This is a genomic window from Brevibacterium jeotgali (assembly GCF_900169175.1).
Taxonomy (GTDB): domain Bacteria; phylum Actinomycetota; class Actinomycetes; order Actinomycetales; family Brevibacteriaceae; genus Brevibacterium; species Brevibacterium jeotgali.
The window spans coordinates 77,957-96,068 of the sequence record NZ_FXZM01000006.1; the positions used below are offsets into that span (position 1 = coordinate 77,957).

Annotated in this window: 13 protein-coding genes, 2 tRNA genes and 1 pseudogene; 4 read left to right on the forward strand and 12 right to left on the reverse strand. The window is 67.5% G+C overall.

Annotated elements, in window-relative coordinates:
* Positions 1-284 precede the first annotated feature (284 nt).
* Both BJEO58_RS07555 and BJEO58_RS07560 read left to right on the forward strand, forming a co-directional pair.
* The gene (locus BJEO58_RS07555) at positions 285-1,619 is read left to right on the forward strand and encodes an ammonium transporter (protein ID WP_101588871.1); all 1,335 of its coding nucleotides are present in this window, start codon (positions 285-287) and stop codon (positions 1,617-1,619) included.
* Position 1,620: 1 nt separating this feature from the next.
* Positions 1,621-1,959, forward strand: a complete 339-nt coding sequence (locus tag BJEO58_RS07560) for a P-II family nitrogen regulator (RefSeq protein ID WP_101588872.1) — start codon at positions 1,621-1,623, stop codon at positions 1,957-1,959.
* A gap of 11 nt (positions 1,960-1,970) precedes the next feature.
* Here the strand turns inward: BJEO58_RS07560 and BJEO58_RS07565 are convergent, their stop codons facing one another.
* Positions 1,971-2,639 carry a helix-turn-helix domain-containing protein gene (locus BJEO58_RS07565; RefSeq protein ID WP_246075887.1) on the reverse strand — a complete coding sequence of 223 codons (669 nt, stop codon included), beginning with the start codon at positions 2,637-2,639 and terminating at the stop codon, positions 1,971-1,973.
* A 277-nt stretch (positions 2,640-2,916) separates the two neighbouring features.
* On the opposite strand from BJEO58_RS07565, the gene gdhA reads away from it, so the two are divergent.
* Both gdhA and panB read left to right on the forward strand, forming a co-directional pair.
* Positions 2,917-4,257: an NADP-specific glutamate dehydrogenase gene (gdhA, locus tag BJEO58_RS07570; protein ID WP_101588874.1), complete on the forward strand. Its 1,341-nt coding sequence runs from the start codon at positions 2,917-2,919 to the stop codon at positions 4,255-4,257.
* A 241-nt stretch (positions 4,258-4,498) separates the two neighbouring features.
* Complete coding sequence (gene panB / locus BJEO58_RS07575) at positions 4,499-5,347, forward strand: 3-methyl-2-oxobutanoate hydroxymethyltransferase (RefSeq protein WP_101588875.1); 849 nt, start codon at positions 4,499-4,501, stop codon at positions 5,345-5,347.
* Between the two features lie 172 nt (positions 5,348-5,519).
* Here panB and BJEO58_RS07580 read toward each other — a convergent pair.
* The 11 genes and pseudogenes from BJEO58_RS07580 to dnaN form a co-directional block, all read right to left on the reverse strand.
* Positions 5,520-5,592 (reverse strand) — tRNA-Ala (locus BJEO58_RS07580).
* A gap of 159 nt (positions 5,593-5,751) precedes the next feature.
* Positions 5,752-5,825 (reverse strand) — tRNA-Ile (locus BJEO58_RS07585).
* Between the two features lie 107 nt (positions 5,826-5,932).
* On the reverse strand, positions 5,933-6,937 hold the full coding sequence (locus BJEO58_RS15180) for a DUF3566 domain-containing protein (RefSeq protein ID WP_246075886.1): 1,005 nt from the start codon (positions 6,935-6,937) through the stop codon (positions 5,933-5,935).
* Positions 6,934-9,507 (reverse strand): DNA gyrase subunit A, encoded by a 2,574-nt coding sequence (gene gyrA / locus BJEO58_RS07595; protein WP_180951877.1) that lies wholly within the window; start codon positions 9,505-9,507, stop codon positions 6,934-6,936. The genes BJEO58_RS15180 and gyrA overlap by 4 nt, the downstream gene beginning before the upstream one ends.
* Before the next feature lie 149 nt (positions 9,508-9,656).
* The gene (gyrB, locus tag BJEO58_RS07600; RefSeq protein ID WP_101588877.1) at positions 9,657-11,672 is read right to left on the reverse strand and encodes a DNA topoisomerase (ATP-hydrolyzing) subunit B; all 2,016 of its coding nucleotides are present in this window, start codon (positions 11,670-11,672) and stop codon (positions 9,657-9,659) included.
* A 254-nt stretch (positions 11,673-11,926) separates the two neighbouring features.
* A complete protein-coding gene (locus BJEO58_RS07605) occupies positions 11,927-13,111 on the reverse strand; it encodes a cystathionine gamma-synthase (RefSeq protein ID WP_257904202.1) in 1,185 nt (394 codons plus the stop codon).
* A 53-nt stretch (positions 13,112-13,164) separates the two neighbouring features.
* Positions 13,165-14,127: pseudogene (locus BJEO58_RS07610) on the reverse strand (pyridoxal-phosphate dependent enzyme); the annotation flags it as partial.
* A gap of 86 nt (positions 14,128-14,213) precedes the next feature.
* Entirely contained in the window at positions 14,214-14,936 is a 723-nt protein-coding gene (locus tag BJEO58_RS07615) for a M50 family metallopeptidase (protein ID WP_101588878.1), read from the reverse strand.
* 44 nt (positions 14,937-14,980) lie between these two features.
* A complete protein-coding gene (locus BJEO58_RS07620; RefSeq protein ID WP_101588879.1) occupies positions 14,981-15,589 on the reverse strand; it encodes a DciA family protein in 609 nt (202 codons plus the stop codon).
* A complete protein-coding gene (recF, locus tag BJEO58_RS07625) occupies positions 15,586-16,731 on the reverse strand; it encodes a DNA replication/repair protein RecF (RefSeq protein WP_101588880.1) in 1,146 nt (381 codons plus the stop codon). The genes BJEO58_RS07620 and recF overlap by 4 nt, the downstream gene beginning before the upstream one ends.
* 27 nt (positions 16,732-16,758) lie before the next feature.
* Positions 16,759-17,901, reverse strand: coding sequence for a DNA polymerase III subunit beta (gene dnaN, locus BJEO58_RS07630; protein ID WP_180951871.1), 1,143 nt, complete (start codon positions 17,899-17,901; stop codon positions 16,759-16,761).
* Between the last annotated feature and the right edge of the window lie 211 nt (positions 17,902-18,112).

The following is an 18,112-nucleotide window of genomic DNA, read 5'->3' on the forward strand; positions in this document are numbered from 1 at the left end:
TCTTCCGGTCCACTCGTCTCTTCCGCCCACTCGTCGACAGGTGCCCGCCCACAGTCAAGGAGTCATCCACGGACAAGGTGTCGCCGATCGAACGGATTCCACCGGCTGGCAACGGCGCGCACACCCATCACTGAGGACGACGCGGAGCCTTCCGCAGGGGAGCCACGACGCGACACCAGCAGTGTCGCATGGCATCCACCAGTTGCACTGCACGTAAACCATCAGTTACTGTCGGCTCATGCCAGTAGACGACTGGCTTACAGGTATGAGCGAAGGAGTGGATGATGGACGCTGCAGAGATCTCGTCCGGCGACACTGCGTGGGTGCTCACGAGCGCTGCGCTGGTGCTGCTGATGACGCTGGGGCTGTCGTTCTTCTACGGCGGCATGGTGCGCGCCAAGAGCGTGCTCAATATGGTGATGATGTCGATCGTCTCGATGGGGATCGTGGGCGTCGTCTGGGTGCTGTTCGGCTTCTCGATGGTCTTCGGCGATTCCATCGGCGGCTTCGTCGGGAACCCGTTCGACTTCGCCGGCCTCACAGCACTGCTGGGAGAGACTGCGGTCGTGGGCACCGTGCCGGCACTGGTCTTCGTCGGGTTCCAGGCCGCGTTCGCGATCATCGCGGTCGCGCTGGTGAGCGGTGCGGTCGCCGACCGCATGCGGTTCTCCGCCTGGGTGGTGTTCGCCGCGGTCTGGGCCGTGCTCGTCTACTTCCCGGCAGCCCACTGGGTGTTCGCAGTCGACGGCCTCGTGTCCGAGTCCGGCGGTTTCATCGCCAATGACTTCGGAGCGATCGACTTCGCGGGCGGAACCGCGATCCATATCAACGCCGGTGCGGCCGCCCTCGTGCTGGCCGTCATCCTGGGGCCTCGGATCGGGCTGCAGCGCTCGCCCATGCGCCCGCACAGCCTGCCGCTGGTCATGCTGGGTGCCGGCCTCCTGTGGTTCGGCTGGTTCGGCTTCAATGCAGGATCCGCCCTTGCCGCAGACCACGTCGCGGCGCACGCGTGGGTCACCACGCTCGCGGCGCCGGCCGCCGGCATGCTCGCCTGGCTGGTCGTCGAACGCATCCGCGACGGCCGCCCCACGTCACTGGGCGCGGCCTCGGGCGTCGTCGCCGGCCTGGTGGGCATCACGCCCGCCGCCGCTGCGGTCAGCCCGATGGGCGCACTGGCGATCGGCGCCGTATCCGGTGTCGGATCCGCTCTGGCGATCGGCCTCAAGAAGAAGCTGGGCTATGACGACTCGCTCGACGTCGTGGGCGTGCACCTGGTCGCAGGACTCATCGGCACCCTGTCGATCGGATTCCTGGCCGATCCGGATGCCCCGGCCGAATCAGCCGGGCTGTTGTACGGCGGAGGCTTCGAACTGCTGGGCGTCGAGGCGCTGAGCTCCGTCGTCGTGCTCTGCTACAGCATCATCATGACAACCCTCATCGCGCTGGTCCTGCGCCGGCTCATGGGCGGGCTGCGGGTCAGCGCTCGTGAGGAGTCCTTCGGCATCGACGTCGCCGCTCACGCGGAGTCCGGCTACGACTACTCGCAGACGCCGCTCACAGCACCGGGCATCACGCGCAGCGTCGTCATCCCGGCACCGGTGCAGCAGGAGGTGAACTGACATGAGGCTCATCACCGCCATCCTGCAGCCGACTGCACTGGACAGCGTCCAGATCGCGCTCGCGCAGCACGGCATCAACGGCATGACCGTCAGCGACTGCTCCGGCTGCGGCCGGCAGAGCGGGCACCGCGAGGTCTACCGCGGTGCCGAGGTGACGATCGACTTCATCGGCAAGATCCGCCTCGAGATCCTCGTCGCAGACATCGATGCCGGACCGGTCATCGACGTCATCGCGCAGACCGCCCGCACCGGCGAGGTGGGCGACGGCAAGATCTGGTCGACAGCCGTCGACGAGGTTGTCCGCATCCGCACCGGCGACCGCGGGGACGACGCCCTGTGATCCGCTCCGGTTCAGGAGGCGCCGTGCGGATCCGCCGGCTGGTCCTCGGACACGTTCACCGACAGGAAGCGCACAGGCGCATCGATGATGCGGGCCGGGCCGTGGATGCCCTCCGCATCGAACAGGATGCCGTCGCCCACCTCCATGCGGAACGTCGTCTCCTGATGCCGGTAGTCCATCGAGCCCTCGACGACGTACACGAACTCCGACCCCATGTGCTGGAAGAGGGGAAAGGGCTGACTGTCCTCCGTCAGGGTGACCAGCAGCGATTCGAAGAGGCCGTGATGTCGGATCACCTGCCCCAGCAGCTGATAGCGGTGTCCCAGGTTGCTGGCGCGCCGCACGGTCTCCGGAGCCTCGCCGGCCTTGGAGAACACGACCTGCGTCTCGTAGTCGGCCGCACGGAACAGGCTGGTGACCGGGATGCCCAGCGCCTTCGCCAGGGCGTCCACGGTCGCCAGACTGGCGGACGTCTGCGCGTTCTCGATCTTCGACAGCATCTGCCGACTGACACCCACACGGGCGGCAAGCTCCGACAGGGTGAAGCCCCGTGCATGGCGCATCTGCCGCGTGGTCTCCGCGATCGACTGCTCAAGAGACTTGGGCGGCGGAGACATCGGTCGTCCGCCTTCGACCTGAGGGCTCAGCTCGTGCCCGGGCGGTTCGTTGTTCGTTGCCACAGATCCACACCTTCGATTGTCCGCAGCCCGACGGGCTGTCTCTGTCACAGCAATTCCCCTGCGTGCCGTGATCCGCGTCACTCCCCGAGACGGATCGCAGGAGCGTCTCACGATGCGCGTGTGCACCGATTGTAGTGCGCTCCACCAGCGGTGACGGCATGCCGCTCCCACCCTGCACGGAGCGTACGCACGTGCGTTCCACCAGGTTGTCTACTACCAGTAGCGTTGTGTACTTTATAGTGGACAGCGCGACCACACCACCGGAAGGACTCCACTCATGGAAGCTAACCTCCAGTCCACCTACGACACCGTGCTGCAGCGCAATCAGGGCGAGCCCGAGTTCCACCAGGCCGTCAAAGAGGTCTTCGAATCCCTCGAGACCCTGCGCGATCGCCATCCCGAGTACGAGTCGAACGGCATCCTCATGCGACTCTGCGAGCCGGAGCGACAGCTGATCTTCCGCGTGCCATGGGTCGACGACGAGGGCATGGTCCGCATCAACCGCGGTTTCCGCGTCGAGTACAACTCCGCCCTGGGACCCTACAAGGGCGGCCTTCGCTTCCACCCGTCGGTCAACCTGGGCATCGTGAAGTTCCTGGGCTTCGAGCAGATCTTCAAGAACTCCCTCACCGGCCTGCCGATCGGCGGCGGCAAGGGTGGTTCGGACTTCGATCCGCACGGCCGCTCCGACGGCGAGATCATGCGCTTCTGCCAGTCGTTCATGACGGAGCTGCACCGCCATATCGGCGAGTACACCGATGTCCCCGCGGGTGACATCGGTGTGGGCGCTCGCGAGATCGGCTACCTGTTCGGCCAGTACAAGCGCCTCACGAATCGCTACGAGGCCGGCGTCCTCACCGGCAAGGGCCTGGACTGGGGCGGCTCCCTGGTCCGCACGGAGGCCACCGGCTACGGTGCGGCGATCTTCGCGGCCGAGATGCTCAAGGCGCGCGAGACTTCTTTCGAGGGCCGCCGCGTGGGCGTGTCCGGCTCCGGCAACGTCGCGATCTACGCGATCGAGAAGGTGCAGCAGCTCGGCGGCATCCCGATCACGGCCTCGGACTCCGCCGGCTACATCGTCGATGAGAGGGGGATCGACCTGGACCTGCTGCGGCAGATCAAGGAGGTGGAGCGCGGTCGCATCCACGAGTACGCGGTGCGCCGCGGCACCGGCGTCCACTACGTGGAGGGTGGCAGCGTCTGGGATGTCCCCATGGACATCGCGCTGCCCAGCGCCACGCAGAACGAGCTCGATGGGAAGGACGCCCGCACCCTCGCCTCGAACGGTCTCAAGGTCGTGGCCGAGGGCGCGAACATGCCGTGCACTCCGGAGGCCGTGGAGGTCTTCCGCGAGGCGCGTGTGGGATTCGGCCCCGGCAAGGCGGCGAATGCCGGCGGCGTCGCGACGAGCGCCCTGGAGATGCAGCAGAACGCCAGCCGCGACACGTGGACCTTCGACTACACGGAGGCCCGTCTCACGGAGATCATGCGGAACATCCACACGACCTGCCTCGAGACGGCGGAGGACGTGGGACGCCCCGGCGACTACGTGGTGGGCGCGAACGTCGCGGGCTTCCGCAAGGTCGCGAACGCGATGATCGCCCTGGGCGTCGTCTGACGCGCAGCCGTCTGACAGGCAGCCGTCTGACAGGCGCTGCCTGACAGTCGTCGTCTGAAACGCAGCCGCCGTCATACCCGCACTCCCGGGCATGGCGGCGGCTGCATGACAGCGGCCGACTGACCCGTCACGGAGGACCTCTCCTCAGTGAGGGGTCCGGAAGATGACACGCATCACACCTGGCGCGCCGGTTTTCCTAGTCTGAGTGAGGACACCAGCGACGGCGACCAGGAGGACCACGATGACGGAGCAGACGGCACCCTACGGATCAGGCGGAGCATCGACCCCCGCACGACGGGCACGCGTGCGGATTCCGCACCTGCAGGCGATGAAGGATCGTGGGGAGAAGTGGTCGATGCTCACGAGCTACGACATGTACACCGCACAGATCTTCGACGAGGCCGGGATCCCCGTGCTGCTGGTGGGCGACTCGGCGGCGAACAACGTCTACGGGTACACGTCATCACTGCCGGTGACTGTCGACGAGCTGCTCCCTCTGGTGCGTGCGGTCAGCCGGTCCGTCTCCCGCCCGCTGGTGCTGGCGGACCTGCCGTTCGGGTCGTATCAGGAGTCGCCCGAGCAGGCCTTCCGGACAGCGGCTCGCTTCATGAAGGAGGCAGGTGCCCACGCGGTGAAGCTGGAGGGCGGACTGGAGATGGTTCCGCAGGTGGAGAAGCTCACGCGGAACGGCATCCCCGTCATGGCGCACATCGGGTTCACTCCACAGGCGGAGCACCAGCTGGGCGGCTACCGGGTGCAGGGACGCGATGACGCTGCGGACACCCTTCTCGACGAGGCGAAGGCGCTCGAGGCCGCAGGGGCGTTCGGAATAGTGCTGGAGATGGTGCCGACCGCTGCCGCGCGCCGCATCACGGACGCGGTGTCCATCCCCACTGTGGGGATCGGCGCGGGAAAGGACTGCGACGCCCAGGTCCTCGTGTGGCAGGACATGATGGGACTGCGCACCGGGCGGATGCCGCGATTCGTCAAGCAGTACGCGGACCTCGCGACGGTGATGACCGATGCCGCCCACGCATTCGCGTCGGATGTCGCACAGGGGACGTTCCCCGCGGAGGAGCACTCGTTCTGATCGACAGCCCCGCGTGGAGCTGGAACGCTGCACCAGTCCCCGGCCCGCAGGTGAGGTCCCTGGATCTCAGGCCAGAGAAGCCTCGGCCAGCTTCCACAGAAAGGGCCCCGGCCGGTTTCCCGGGCCGAGGCCTTTCATCTACAACGAGCCACTGTCTCACGAGTTTCTCGAGTGGAGGTAAGGGGACTCGAACCCCTAACCCTCTGCTTGCAAAGCAGATGCGCTACCAATTGCGCCATACCCCCGTGCTGCATCACATCCTACACCTGATCGGTGTACTGTGCCCACTGCTCCTGCCTGCCGCGATTGCGGCTGCGGAGGACTCCCAGAGTCCCCGCTGCAAGTGCAGCGGATCCCAGAAGAGCGAACCATTTCTTCACGGCACTCTCCTCCAGATTGATGCGTGGGCCTAAGAGGACTTGAACCTCTGACCTCTTCGTTATCAGCGAAGCGCTCTAACCGCCTGAGCTATAGGCCCGTGGGTTCTTGCGAACCGAGAAGCAACTATACCGACCTCACCCCGCAGAACAAAATCGGCCGGAGCGCGCCTTCCGAGGCATGCTCCGGCCGATCTGTCGGGCAGGCTCAGTCGTCCGTGAGGGTGAGGTGGAAGCCGCCCACGATCGATGCTCCGATGTTGTAGAGGAACGCGAACAGGGTCGACAGCGCCGTCATGAGCACGATGTTGACGAGAGCCAGGACGAACGCCGTCGCCATGACCCGTCCCAGGCTCACGAGTGCCAGCAGCTGGTCCGCGCTCTCTGCACCGGCGATCTCCGACAGAGTCGATTCGATGGTGCCCATGACACCGGTGGCCTGCAGCACGAGCCACAGCACGAGAGTGGCCACCAGCATCGCGATCGCGATCGCGAGCGACAGGAGGAACGACATCTTCATGACCGACCACGGATCGATGCTCGCGATCGTGAGACGGACGGTGCGGGGTCCCTTCTTGGACTTCCCGCTCATCTTGACGCCGCCCGACGTGGCCTTCACCCCGCCGGCGTCGGACGCACCGGAACCAGCCGGGCCGGTGCCCGAGGAGTGGCCCATCCCCGCAACCGGGCTCGAGGCTGCTGCCGCACTGTGGTCCGGGCTCGAGACCGCCGGCTGCGCCCGGGTCTCAGCACCGCTGGCGGAGAGTCTCGTGCCCTGGGACGCAGAGCTCACCCGCGTCGGTGCCCCACCACTGCTGTGCGGGCCCGTTCCGTCCGCCCGCGGAGACCAGTCCGCAGCACCCCCACTCGAGGCCGCGCCCCCTGCCGAGGCGGCACCCCCCGTCGAGGTGCCGCCGGACTGTGTGCCCCCCGGCTGCGTGCCCCCCGGCTGCGAGGCCCCCGCCTGCGAGGCCCCCGGCTGTGACCCGCCGGACTGCGAGCCACCGGCCGGTGTCCCGCCGCCGCTGCCCTGAGCGGAAGCAGTCGTACCGGCACTGCCGGTCGCTCCGCTGCCCGCACCCGCACTGTCGCCGGGGGCTTCCGCAGGGACTGCGGGCGCTTCGGCTGCGCCGCCGCTGGCGGTCAGGCGCGTCTTGCCCTTGCCGCTGGAGGTGCGGAGGATCTTCCCCGGCTTCTGCTCGTTGTCACTCACTGCTGCTCTTCACCTTCGATGTCGGCGTCCGGCTCGGGCGGAGTCGGATCGGAAAGGTCCGCCTCGACGGCTTCGGCTTCCGCGTCGGAGAGAGGGGCCTCTTCGGCCTCTGCCTCCACCACTTCCTCCGGGCCGCGCGTGACCGCGATGATGCGATCCTTCGTACCGGGCTTCGCGAAGACGACGCCCATGGTGTTCCGACCCTTGGCCGGGACTTCGTCGATGTTCGACCGGACCACCTTACCGCGCTCCATGACGACCAGGACCTCTTCGCGCTCGGACACGATCAGCCCACCCACCAGGTCTCCGCGCTGGTCGGTGATCTTCGCGACCTTGATGCCCATGCCGCCGCGGCCCTGGAGTCGGTACTCCTCGACCGGCGTCCGCTTCGCGAAGCCGGCTTCGGTCACGACGAACACGTACGTGCCCGGGGTGACCGTGTCCATCGTGAGGAGTTCGTCATCCTCGCGGAAGCGCATTCCGGTGACGCCGGAGGTCGCGCGGCCCGTCGCACGGATCGTGTCGTCCCCCGCGGAGAACCGGATCGACATGCCCTTGCGGGACACCAGGAGGAGATGATCCTCGCCGTCGACCAGCCGTGCGGAGACCAGCTCGTCCGGGTTCCCATCGGCCATCTCCCGCAGATTGACGGCGATGACGCCGCCGGTGCGGTTCGAGTCGTACTCCGCCAGGCGCGTCTTCTTCACGAGTCCGGACTTCGTCGCGAGTGCCAGGAACTGCGCCTCGTCGTAGTCCTTGATCGACAGGACCTGGGCGATGCTCTCCCCGGGCTGCAGCGCCAGCAGATTCGCCACGTGCTGGCCCTTCGCATCGCGTGAGCCCTCCGGCAGCTCGTACCCCTTCGCACGGTAGACCCGGCCGGTGTTCGTGAAGAACAGGATCCAGTCGTGCGTCGACGTGACGAAGAACTGATCCACCACGTCGTCGACGCGCAGCTTGGCACCGGTGATGCCCTTGCCGCCGCGATGCTGTGCACGATAGAGGCCGGACTGGGTCCTCTTGACGTACCCGCCGCGGGTGATCGTGACGACGACCTCCTCCTCGGGGATGAGGTCCTCCATGCTCACATCTCCGTCGAAGCCCGCGAGGATGCGGGTCCGACGGTCATCGCCGTACTTGTCGACGATCTCCGCGAGCTCCTCGGAGACGATCGCGCGCTGGCGCTCCGGCCTGTCGAGGATGTCCTTGAAGTCCTTGATCTGCTCCTCGATCTTCTGGGCCTCCTCCTCGATGCGGAGGCGCTCCAGCGCGGCCAGACGACGCAGCTGCAGGTCGAGGATCGCGTTCGCCTGGATCTCATCGACGTCCAGCAGCTCCATGAGGCCGGTGCGGGCCTCATCGGAGTTCGGGGAGTTCCTGATGAGGGCGATCACTGCATCCAGCGCATTCAGGGCCTTGAGATAGCCCCGCAGGATGTGCGCCCGCTCCTCGGCCTTCCGCAGCCGGTAGCGCGTGCGGCGGACGATCACGTCGATCTGGTGCTTGACCCACAGCCGCAGGAACGCATCGATCGACAGGGTGCGCGGCACGTTGTCGACGAGCGCCAGCATGTTCGCAGAGAAGTTCTCCTGCAGCTGCGTGTGCTTGTAGAGGTTGTTGAGGACGACCTTCGCCACCGCATCCCGCTTGAGGACGATGACGAGCCGCTGTCCGGTGCGGCCGGACGACTCATCGCGCATGTCGGCGATGCCCGCGACCTTGCCGTCCCGCACGTACGACGCGATCTTCGTCGCGAGCGTGTCCGGGTTGACCATGTAGGGCAGCTCCGTCACGACGAGGCACGTGCGGCCCTGGATCTCCTCGACCTCGACGACCGCACGCTGCGTGATCGATCCGCGTCCGGTCCGGTAGGCGTCCTCGATGCCCCTGCGGCCCAGGACCGTGGCACCGGACGGGAAATCCGGTCCCTTGATGATCCCCAGCATCGCTTCGAGCGCCTCGTCGTTCGACGCCTCCGGGTGCGCGAGCAGCCACTGCGCCCCCTCCGCCACCTCGCGGAGGTTGTGCGGCGGGATGTTCGTCGCCATCCCCACCGCGATGCCGGACGAACCGTTCACCAGGAGATTCGGGAACCGGGACGGCATGTACTCCGGTTCCTGATTGCGACCGTCGTAGTTGTCCTGGAAGTCGACGGTCTCCTCTTCGATGTCCCGGACGATCTCCATCGCGAGCGGAGCCATCTTGCACTCCGTGTACCGGGGTGCGGCCGCACCGTCGTCACCGGGCGATCCGAAGTTCCCCTGTCCGGCCACCAGCGGGTAGCGCATGACCCAGCCCTGCACCAGACGGACCATCGCGTCGTAGATCGCGGTGTCGCCGTGCGGGTGGTAGTGGCCCATGACGTCGCCCACCACACGGGCGCACTTCGAGAAGCTGCGATCCGGTCGGTACCCGCCGTCGTACATCGCGTAGAGGATCCTGCGATGCACGGGCTTGAGCCCGTCGCGGACGTCCGGCAGCGCACGGCCCACGATGACGCTCATCGCGTAGTCGAGGTAGGAGCGCTGCATCTCCATGTTGAGGTCGACCTTGTCGACCCGGTCGATCATCGTGAGGCCGTCGGCCTCCGGCGTCTCCGCCGGTTCCTGCTCTGGGGTGGGATTCTGCTCGTCTGCCACAGGGGCTCATCTCTCTTCTGTCACGTGCTGGGAAGGAGGCTGCTCCCGAGGTCCCGGCCGGGACCTCGGGAACGGTCGCCTCAGATGTCGAGGAAGCGGACGTCCTTCGCGTTCTCCTGGATGAACCGCCGCCGGGAGTCGACGTCGTCGCCCATGAGGACGGTGAAGATCTCGTCCGCCTGTGCGGCGTCGTCGAGGCTCACCTGCTTCAGCAGACGGTGGTCGGGATTCATCGTCGTCTCCCACAGCTCCTGGTAGTTCATCTCGCCCAGGCCCTTGTAGCGCTGGATGGCCAGCTCCTTCGGCAGCCGCTTCCCCGCAGCACGACCGGCTGTGAGCAGGCCGTCCCGCTCACGGTCGGTGTACGCGTACTCATGGGACGCGTTCGACCACTTGAGACGGTAGAGCGGCGGTGTCGCGAGGTAGACGAAACCGCCCTCCACCAGCGGCTTCATGTACCGGAAGATGAACGTGAGCAGCAGCGTCGTGATGTGCTGGCCGTCGACGTCCGCGTCCGCCATGAGGACGATCTTGTGGTAGCGGAGCTTCTCGATCTCGAAGTCCTCGCCGATGCCCGTGCCGAACGCGGTGATCATCGCCTGGATCTCCGCGTTGCCCAGAGCACGGTCCAGGCGGGCCTTCTCCACGTTCAGGATCTTTCCGCGCAGCGGCAGGATCGCCTGGGTGTGCGGGTTGCGGCCCTGTGTGGCGGAGCCGCCTGCGGAGTCGCCCTCGACGATGAAGACCTCGGAGATCAAGGGGTCCCGCGACTGGCAGTCCTTGAGCTTGCCCGGCATCCCCCCGGCTTCCAGGAGGCCCTTGCGCCGAGTGGCTTCACGCGCCTTCCGTGCGGCCAGTCGCGCCTGCGCAGCCTGCGACGCCTTCCGCACGACCTCCTTCGCCTGCGCCGGGTTCGACTCCATCCAGTGGCCGAACTCGTCGCGGACCACGCGCTGGACGAAGGTCTTCGCCTCGGAGTTGCCGAGCTTCGTCTTCGTCTGGCCCTCGAACTGCGGCTCACCCAGCTTGATCGAGACGACCGCAGTGAGGCCTTCTCGGATGTCGTCGCCCGTGAGGTTCGGGTCCTTCTCGCGGAGGATCTTCTGTTCGCGCGCGTACTGGTTGACGAGGGAGGTCAGCGCGGTGCGGAAGCCCTCCTCGTGGGTGCCGCCCTCGTGCGTGGAGATCGTGTTCGCGAACGTGTGGACCGATTCCGAGTAGGACGTCGTCCACTGCATCGCGACTTCGAGCGCGATCTCCTGCTCCGTGTCCTCCGACTCGAACGCGATGATCTGGTCATTCACGGTGTCGGAGCGCTTCATCATGTTGATGTGCTCGACATAGTCCGGCAGTCCGTGCTCGTAGCAGTAGGAGACCTGCTTCGTCCTGGCCTCGCTCGCCGTGTCCTCGCCGTCCAGCGCGGCCTCGTCGATCTGGACATCAGCCGGATCGACTTCCGCCGTCCGACGATCCTCGAGCGAGATGCGCATCCCCTTGTTGAGGAACGCCATCTGCTGGAAGCGCGCACGCAGCACCTCGAACGAGAAGTCCGTCGTCTCGAAGATCTCATCATCCGGCCAGAACGTGATCGTCGTGCCGGTCCGGTCCGTCGGTTCGCCCTCGACGATCTCGCCCGTCGGCACACCGCGGCGGTAGTCCTGCCGCCACACGGATCCTTCGCGGTGGACCTCTGCGTCGAGGCGGATGGACAGGGCGTTGACCACGGAGGAGCCCACACCGTGGAGACCACCGGAGACCGCGTACCCGCCGCCGCCGAACTTGCCGCCCGCGTGGAGGATCGTGAGCACGACCTGGAGTGTGGGGACGCCCTCCGTGGGGTGCATCGCCACCGGGATTCCGCGGCCGTCATCGACGACCCGCACACCGCCGTCCTCGAGGATCGTCACCTCGATGTGGGAGGCGTAGCCCGCCATCGCCTCGTCGACGGAATTGTCGACGACCTCCTGCACCAGATGGTGCAGGCCCCGCTCCGAGGTGGATCCGATGTACATGCCGGGTCGCTTGCGCACCGCCTCGAGGCCTTCGAGAACGGTGATGTCACCAGCTTCGTAGTGCGGTCTCTCGTCGGCTGTCATGGAACTCCTCGTTCGCGGGCGCGCGGACGCGCAGCTGTCAGTGGGCACTTGGGTTCGATTCTAGCCTGTTGGAGCACTCTGGGCGCATATCTACAGGCCATAGAAGGCCGATTTCCCGGATGTGCGCACCGGGAGACGAGGGGAATCTCAGCGACGGGGGTCTGAGGGCCTCAGAGACGATTGTGCGGCCTCCGAAGACGACGATGCGGTGGGTGCTCCGTCCGGAGCCGCCCACCGCGTCGTCGTCGAACTGCTCAGAGTGCGTCGAGTGCCCGCTCCAGATCGGAGAGGAGGTCCTCGACCGTCTCGATGCCGACGGAGAGGCGGACGACCTCCTCCGGCACTGCGAGCTCCGTGCCGCGGACGGACGCGTGCGTCATCGCATCCGGGTAGTTGACCAGGGATTCGACGCCTCCCAGCGATTCCGCCAGTGTGAAGAGCCGCAGCGACTCCGCGAACCTCCGCGCCGTGGCCCCGTCTGCCAGCGCGAGTGAGACCATGCCGCCGAATCCGCTCATCTGGGACCGGGCCAGAGCGTGGCCGGGATGCGATTCGAGGCCGGGGTAGTAGACGGTCCGCACCGTGTCGTGGCGATCGAGGAAGCCCGCGATGAGGCCGGCGTTGGCGCTGTGGCGCTCCATGCGGATCGCCAGCGTCTTCAGCCCACGGGTCGTGAGGAACGCGTCGTGGGGACCACTGATCGCGCCCGCTGCGAACTGCTGGAACTCGACCTTCTCCGCGAGTGCCGCATCGTTCGTCACGATCGCACCGCCCACCACGTCGGAATGTCCGCCCAGGTACTTCGTCGTCGAGTGGACGACGACGTCCGCGCCCAGCAGGAGCGGCCGCTGCAGAGCGGGGGACGCGAAGGTGTTGTCGACGACCACCAGAGCACCGGCCTCGTGTCCGATCCTCACGAGCTCCGCGATGTCCGCCACGCCCATGAGCGGGTTGGACGGAGTCTCGACCCAGAGCACCTGCGCGGGCGACTGCTGCAGGGAGGCCCGGACGGCCTCCGCGTCGGTCATGTCGACGATCCGCAGGCCGACGCCCCAGGGGCCCAGGATCTTGTCGACCAGGCGATGGGTGCCGCCGTAGACGTCGTTGCCCATGAGCACGGCGTCGCCGGGGGTGAGAGCGGCGCGCAGCAGCGCATCCTCGGCAGCGAGGCCGGACGCGAACGACAGGCCGAAGCGGCCTCCCTCGAGCGCGGCGAGCTGCTGCTGCAGTGCGGACCTGGTGGGGTTGGCGCTGCGCCCGTACTCGTAGCCGTTCCGCAGTCCGCCGATCCCGTCCTGGGCATAGGTGGAGGACACGTGGAGCGGCGGGATGACCGCACCGGTCGTCGGATCATGGTCCTGTCCAGCGCGGATCGCCAGGGTGTCGAACCCCATGCTCGCCGCGGTCTGTGCGCCTTCTGTGTGATCCTGATCAGTCACTGTGCTCCTCCTTCTGCGGCGTCGGCCGCACTGTTCGCGGTCTGCGCCGCGACGTCGTCTGCGCTCATGTGGCCCCGTTCGACCATCCAGTCGTCGTGGAAGATCTTGGCCATGTACCCGCGGCCGGAATCCGGCAGCAGGACCACGACCACCGCGTCGTCCGGCAGGTCCCGCGCGGCGCGCAGGGCCGCGACGACGGCCATGCCGCTCGAGCCCCCGACCAGGAGCCCCTCCTCCCGTGCCAGCCTGCGCGTCATCGCGAAGGACTCCGCGTCCGTGACCGTCTCGAAGCCGTCCGGGACGGCGGGGTCGTAGGTGTCCGGGATGTAGTCCTCGCCCACGCCTTCGACGTCGTAGCCGAATGCTTCGCCGCCTGCGTAGATCGACCCGTCGGGGTCCGCGACGATGACGCGGACCGCACCGCCCGACGCCTCCTTGAGGTACCGACCGGTACCGCTGACGGTGCCGCCGGTGCCCGCGCCGATGACGAAGTGGGTGAGCTTCCCCTCCGTGTCTCGCCAGATCTCCGGACCCGTCGACTCGTAGTGGCTGCGCGGACCGTTCTGGTTGGAGAACTGGTCGGGCTTGTAGCCGCCGGGGATCTCACGCGCCAGGCGATCGGACACGGAGTAGTAGGACTGCGGGTCATCGGGCGCGACGTTCGACGGGACGACGACGACCTCCGCCCCGTAGGCACGCAGCACCGCCCGCTTGTCCTCGGACACCTTGTCCGGGCACACGAAGACGCACCGGTAGCCGCGCTGCTGCGCGACGAGTGCCAGGCCCACGCCCGTGTTGCCGCTGGTCGGCTCGACGATCGTGCCGCCGGGCCGCAGCGCACCGGATTCCTCGGCCGCGTCGATGATGTTCACCGCGATGCGATCCTTGACCGAACCGCCCGGGTTGAAGAGCTCGACCTTCGCGAGGACGGTCGCGCCGATGCCCTCCGTCACGCGATTGAGGCGGATGAGCGGGGTATCGCCGATCAGATCGGTGACGCTGTTGGCAAAGCGCATGGGGCTCCTCGTCGTGGATTCGTCGTCTTCGAGCATAGGCGGGTGGACCGGACGGCGCATCGTCCCGCTGACAGGCACACCCTCCGTCATCGCGTCGCCCAGATCAGCAGACCGACCGGTGCCAGTGCGAGGAGCCAGAAGACTGCGATCCACACGAATGGGGGCAGCGGGGTGAGGCGGCCCAGCACGGACGCGTCGGAGCCGCGGCCGCGCCGCCGGAGGTGGAGACGGCTGAGGTTCGCGATCGCGCGGACGCCTCCGGCCCATTCGAAGAGCCCGGCCGCCAGGAGCACGAGCAGGGTGACGGGCTCCGCGGCCCAGAGCAGGAGTGCGACGGTGCCCGCGATACCGGCCAGGGTCGAGCCCACCGCGATGAGCCCGCGCATGAACAGCAGTGCTGCGACGGACACGCCCAGGAGGACCGCCACCGCCGTCGTCGGCCAGACTCCGCTGCCGGTCACCCAACCGGCGGCCGCAGCGCACACCATGAGGGCTCCGACCAGGGGTGGGGCCGGGTAGCCCCAGAAGCTGGTCCAGGCGACGGAATCGGATCGGCCGGTCGAGGTCGTGAGACCCGAGTGATCCGCATTGACCCGGATGCGCATCCCAGTCCTGCCGCGCAGCGCCCCCGCGAGCGCATGGCCCAGCTCGTGGATCATCGTCACCCACACTCCGGTGACTCTCCAGATGCCGCCCGGCACGACCAGTGCGCCGGCGATGACGACCGCTGCCGCCACGATGGACCACAGCTCATGACCGGCGAGCCGGTCCAGCAGACCGACGCCGAGGCCCTCCAGACCCTCCGTCACACGTCACCTCCCGATCTGCACCCTGGGCTGCGATCGCGCAGCCATCAGCCCCACGTATCCCGCGGTCCTCGTCCTCGCACACTCTTCCTTCCGCGGGTGAAGGAACGCTGAGCGGGTCCATGGATCTCGATGTCCTCGACCACGCGGCGTCCGATCTCGCGCTCGATCTTGTCGAGCAGGCCGTCCTTGAGGATCTTCAGCTGCGTCGCCCAGGTCGTCGAGGAGGTCCGCACGACGAGGGTGGGCGGATCGAACCGCTCGACGATGCAGTTCGCCGCGACGTCCCTCCCCACGAGGTCCGACCACCTGCTCGTCACCTGTGCCACGTCGAGACTCGTCTCCCATCCCCGCGTGTGCGCGATCTTCGAGAAGAGGCCCGCCAACGGTCGGGGATCGCGGGGATCGTGCCCCGAACCGGTGTAGGCGACCCCGCCATCGCCCCGGTCCGCTGCATCGGATCGTCCGTCATGCCATCGCTGCGAACTGCGCCGCGATCCCGCACCTGCGCGGGGTTCGACGTCCGCCATGCGCCGGACACGGTCGAGCGCGTCGAGGGCGGCGCCTGACAGCGGGGCACGGGTCCGATCGACGGAGCCGAGGCCGCCGCCGGCAGCGCCGCCCGGTCCGCCGGGCTCAGTCGTCCGAGGTGTCACCGGGGACTCGCCACGGTCGTCAGATCGACGGTGCGGCCCACGAGCTCCTGCGGGATCTCCGATCCGACCGCAGCGGTGATGAGCACCTGCTCCGCCTTCGCCACCAGGTCGGCGAGCCGGGCGCGGCGACCGGTGTCCAGCTCCGCGAAGACGTCATCGAGCACGAGCACGGGCTGATCGTCCGGATTCCCGGAGTCCTCGCGGAGCAGATCCCAGCTGGCCAGCTGCAGAGCGAGCGCCAGAGACCAGCTCTCGCCGTGTGAGGCATAGCCCTTCGCTGGGACGTCTCCGATGAGCAGTTCGACATCGTCGCGCTGCGGTCCGACGAGCGTGAGACCCCTGTCGATCTCCTTCTCCCGCCGGGAGAGGACTGCCTCGACGATCACGTCGACGGCGCGCACGACGGCGTCGTCCGCATGCGGATCGATCGTCGAGTAATCGATCCGCGACCGATACTCGGCGGATGCCAGCCGCCGCGATTCCCGTGCGTCGGCGGCCAGGGTGGAGAAGTGCGCTCCGATGTGCGGAGCGAGGTCCGACAGCAGTCGGCGGCGACCGATCACCAGCGCGGCCGCGGCCTCGGCGAACGCGCGATCCCAGATGTCGAGAGTCGCTTCGAGGCCTGGGTTCGGATGCTGCTTGAGGCTCTTGAGCAGGGCGTTGCGCTGGCGCAGCGCCTTCTCCACGTCAGACAGCACGCCGGCGAAGCGCGGGTTGCGAGCGACGAGCAGGGAATCGAGCCAGTCGCGGCGCTCACCCGGATCGCCCTTCACGAGTCCCAGGTCCTCGGGCGCGAAGACGACGCACGGAACGAGCCCCAGGATCTCCCTCACGCGGACTCCGGTGCGATTGATGCGCGCGCGATTGGCGCCCTTGGCCCTGATCGTGACCTCGGCCGTCACCTGCCGCTCGCCGCGATGCGCCTTCGCAGACACGATCGCCTGCCCCTGGCCTGCTCGCACGAGCGGCAGATCGTGGGGCACTCGGTGGGAGCGCAGGCGGGAGAGATACCCGATCGCTTCGACCAGATTCGTCTTGCCCCAGCCGTTGGGAGCGATGAAAGTCGTGACCCCGCGGTCCAGATCCAGATCGAGTGAGTCGTAGGACCGGAAGTCACGCAGGGCGAGTCTGCTCACCCACACGCAGCGACCACCTCCGAACCCGGTGCGTCAGAATCGGATGATCGGCATGAGCAGGTAGCGGTACGAATCATCGTGCTCGCCCTCCTGCTCCTTCTGCCCCGTGATGACGACCGACTTCTTGGGCTCTGTCATGGAGAACCTGACGAAGGGGTGCTCGATCTGCGCGAGTCCTTCGGAGATGAAGAGCGGGTTGAAGCCGGTCGTGATGTCTCCGCCGTTGATGGACGACTGCAGCGATTCCGATGCCTGCGCATCATCGCCCGCGCCGGCACGCAGAGTGACGGTGCCGTCTGCGAACTCGAAGCGGATCGGGGTGTTGCGCTCCGCGACGAGAGCGACGCGGCGGACGGCCTCCCGCAGTGCGGAGGTCTCGACGACCGCGGAGATCGGAGCGTCCTTGGGGAACAGGGACCGGACCTTCGGGTAGTCGCCCTCGATGAGCAGCGAGGTCGACTCACGACCATTGGCGGCGAAGGCGAGCATCTCCTTGCCGCCGGATTCCGACAGGCTGATCCGGATGTCGCCGCCCATCGACTTCGCCGCGTCCGCCAGAGTCTTGCCGCGGATGAGCGCGTTGCGAGTGATGTCCGGAGTCGACGGGGACCACGTGAACTCACGCACCGCGAGTCGGTAGCGGTCCGTCGCGAGCAGGGCGACCCGATCGCCCTCGATCTCGACCCGCACGCTCGTGAGGATCGGAACCGTGTCGTCCTTCGACGTGGCGATCGACACCTGGGAGACCGCGTGCTGGAACTCTGACGCGGCGACTGTGCCGGTCGCCTCCGGGATCGCCGGCAGCGCCGGATACTCGTCGACTGGCATCGTCATGAGGGAGAAGCGCGAGGAACCGCAGGTCAGATCGACCTTGCCGCCGTTGAGCTCCAGAGTCACAGCCTGGTTGGGCAGGGCCTTCGAGATGTCCGCCAGGAGCCGTCCGGAGACCAGGAACGTTCCGGGTGCTTCGACCTCTGCGCTGAACTCGGTGCGAGACGAGACTTCGTAGTCGAAGACCGCGAGTCGGACGGTTCCGTCCGACTCCGCCGTGATGAGGACACCCGTGAGGACCGGGGAGGAAGGACGCTGGGGCAGGGCCTTGGTCGTCCAGGTGACTGCCTCTGCGAGCACATCGCGCTCGACTCGGAACTTCACTTGCTCGGATGCTGCGTTCACGACACTCCTGCGGTTCGCACTGAGGACTTCTGACGGTGGGCGAGAGCCTGTCGACCAGACCCGCTGGCATGCGGACGGGCAGGAATGCACTCTACCCCACGCGGACCGGGGGCCGCACGGAGGACGGATGGCTCTACGGCGTGGTTCGTTGACATCGGCATGCGGTCGTGCTCCCCGCCCGGGGCAGGTGCGCGAAGCGTTCGAGGACGCG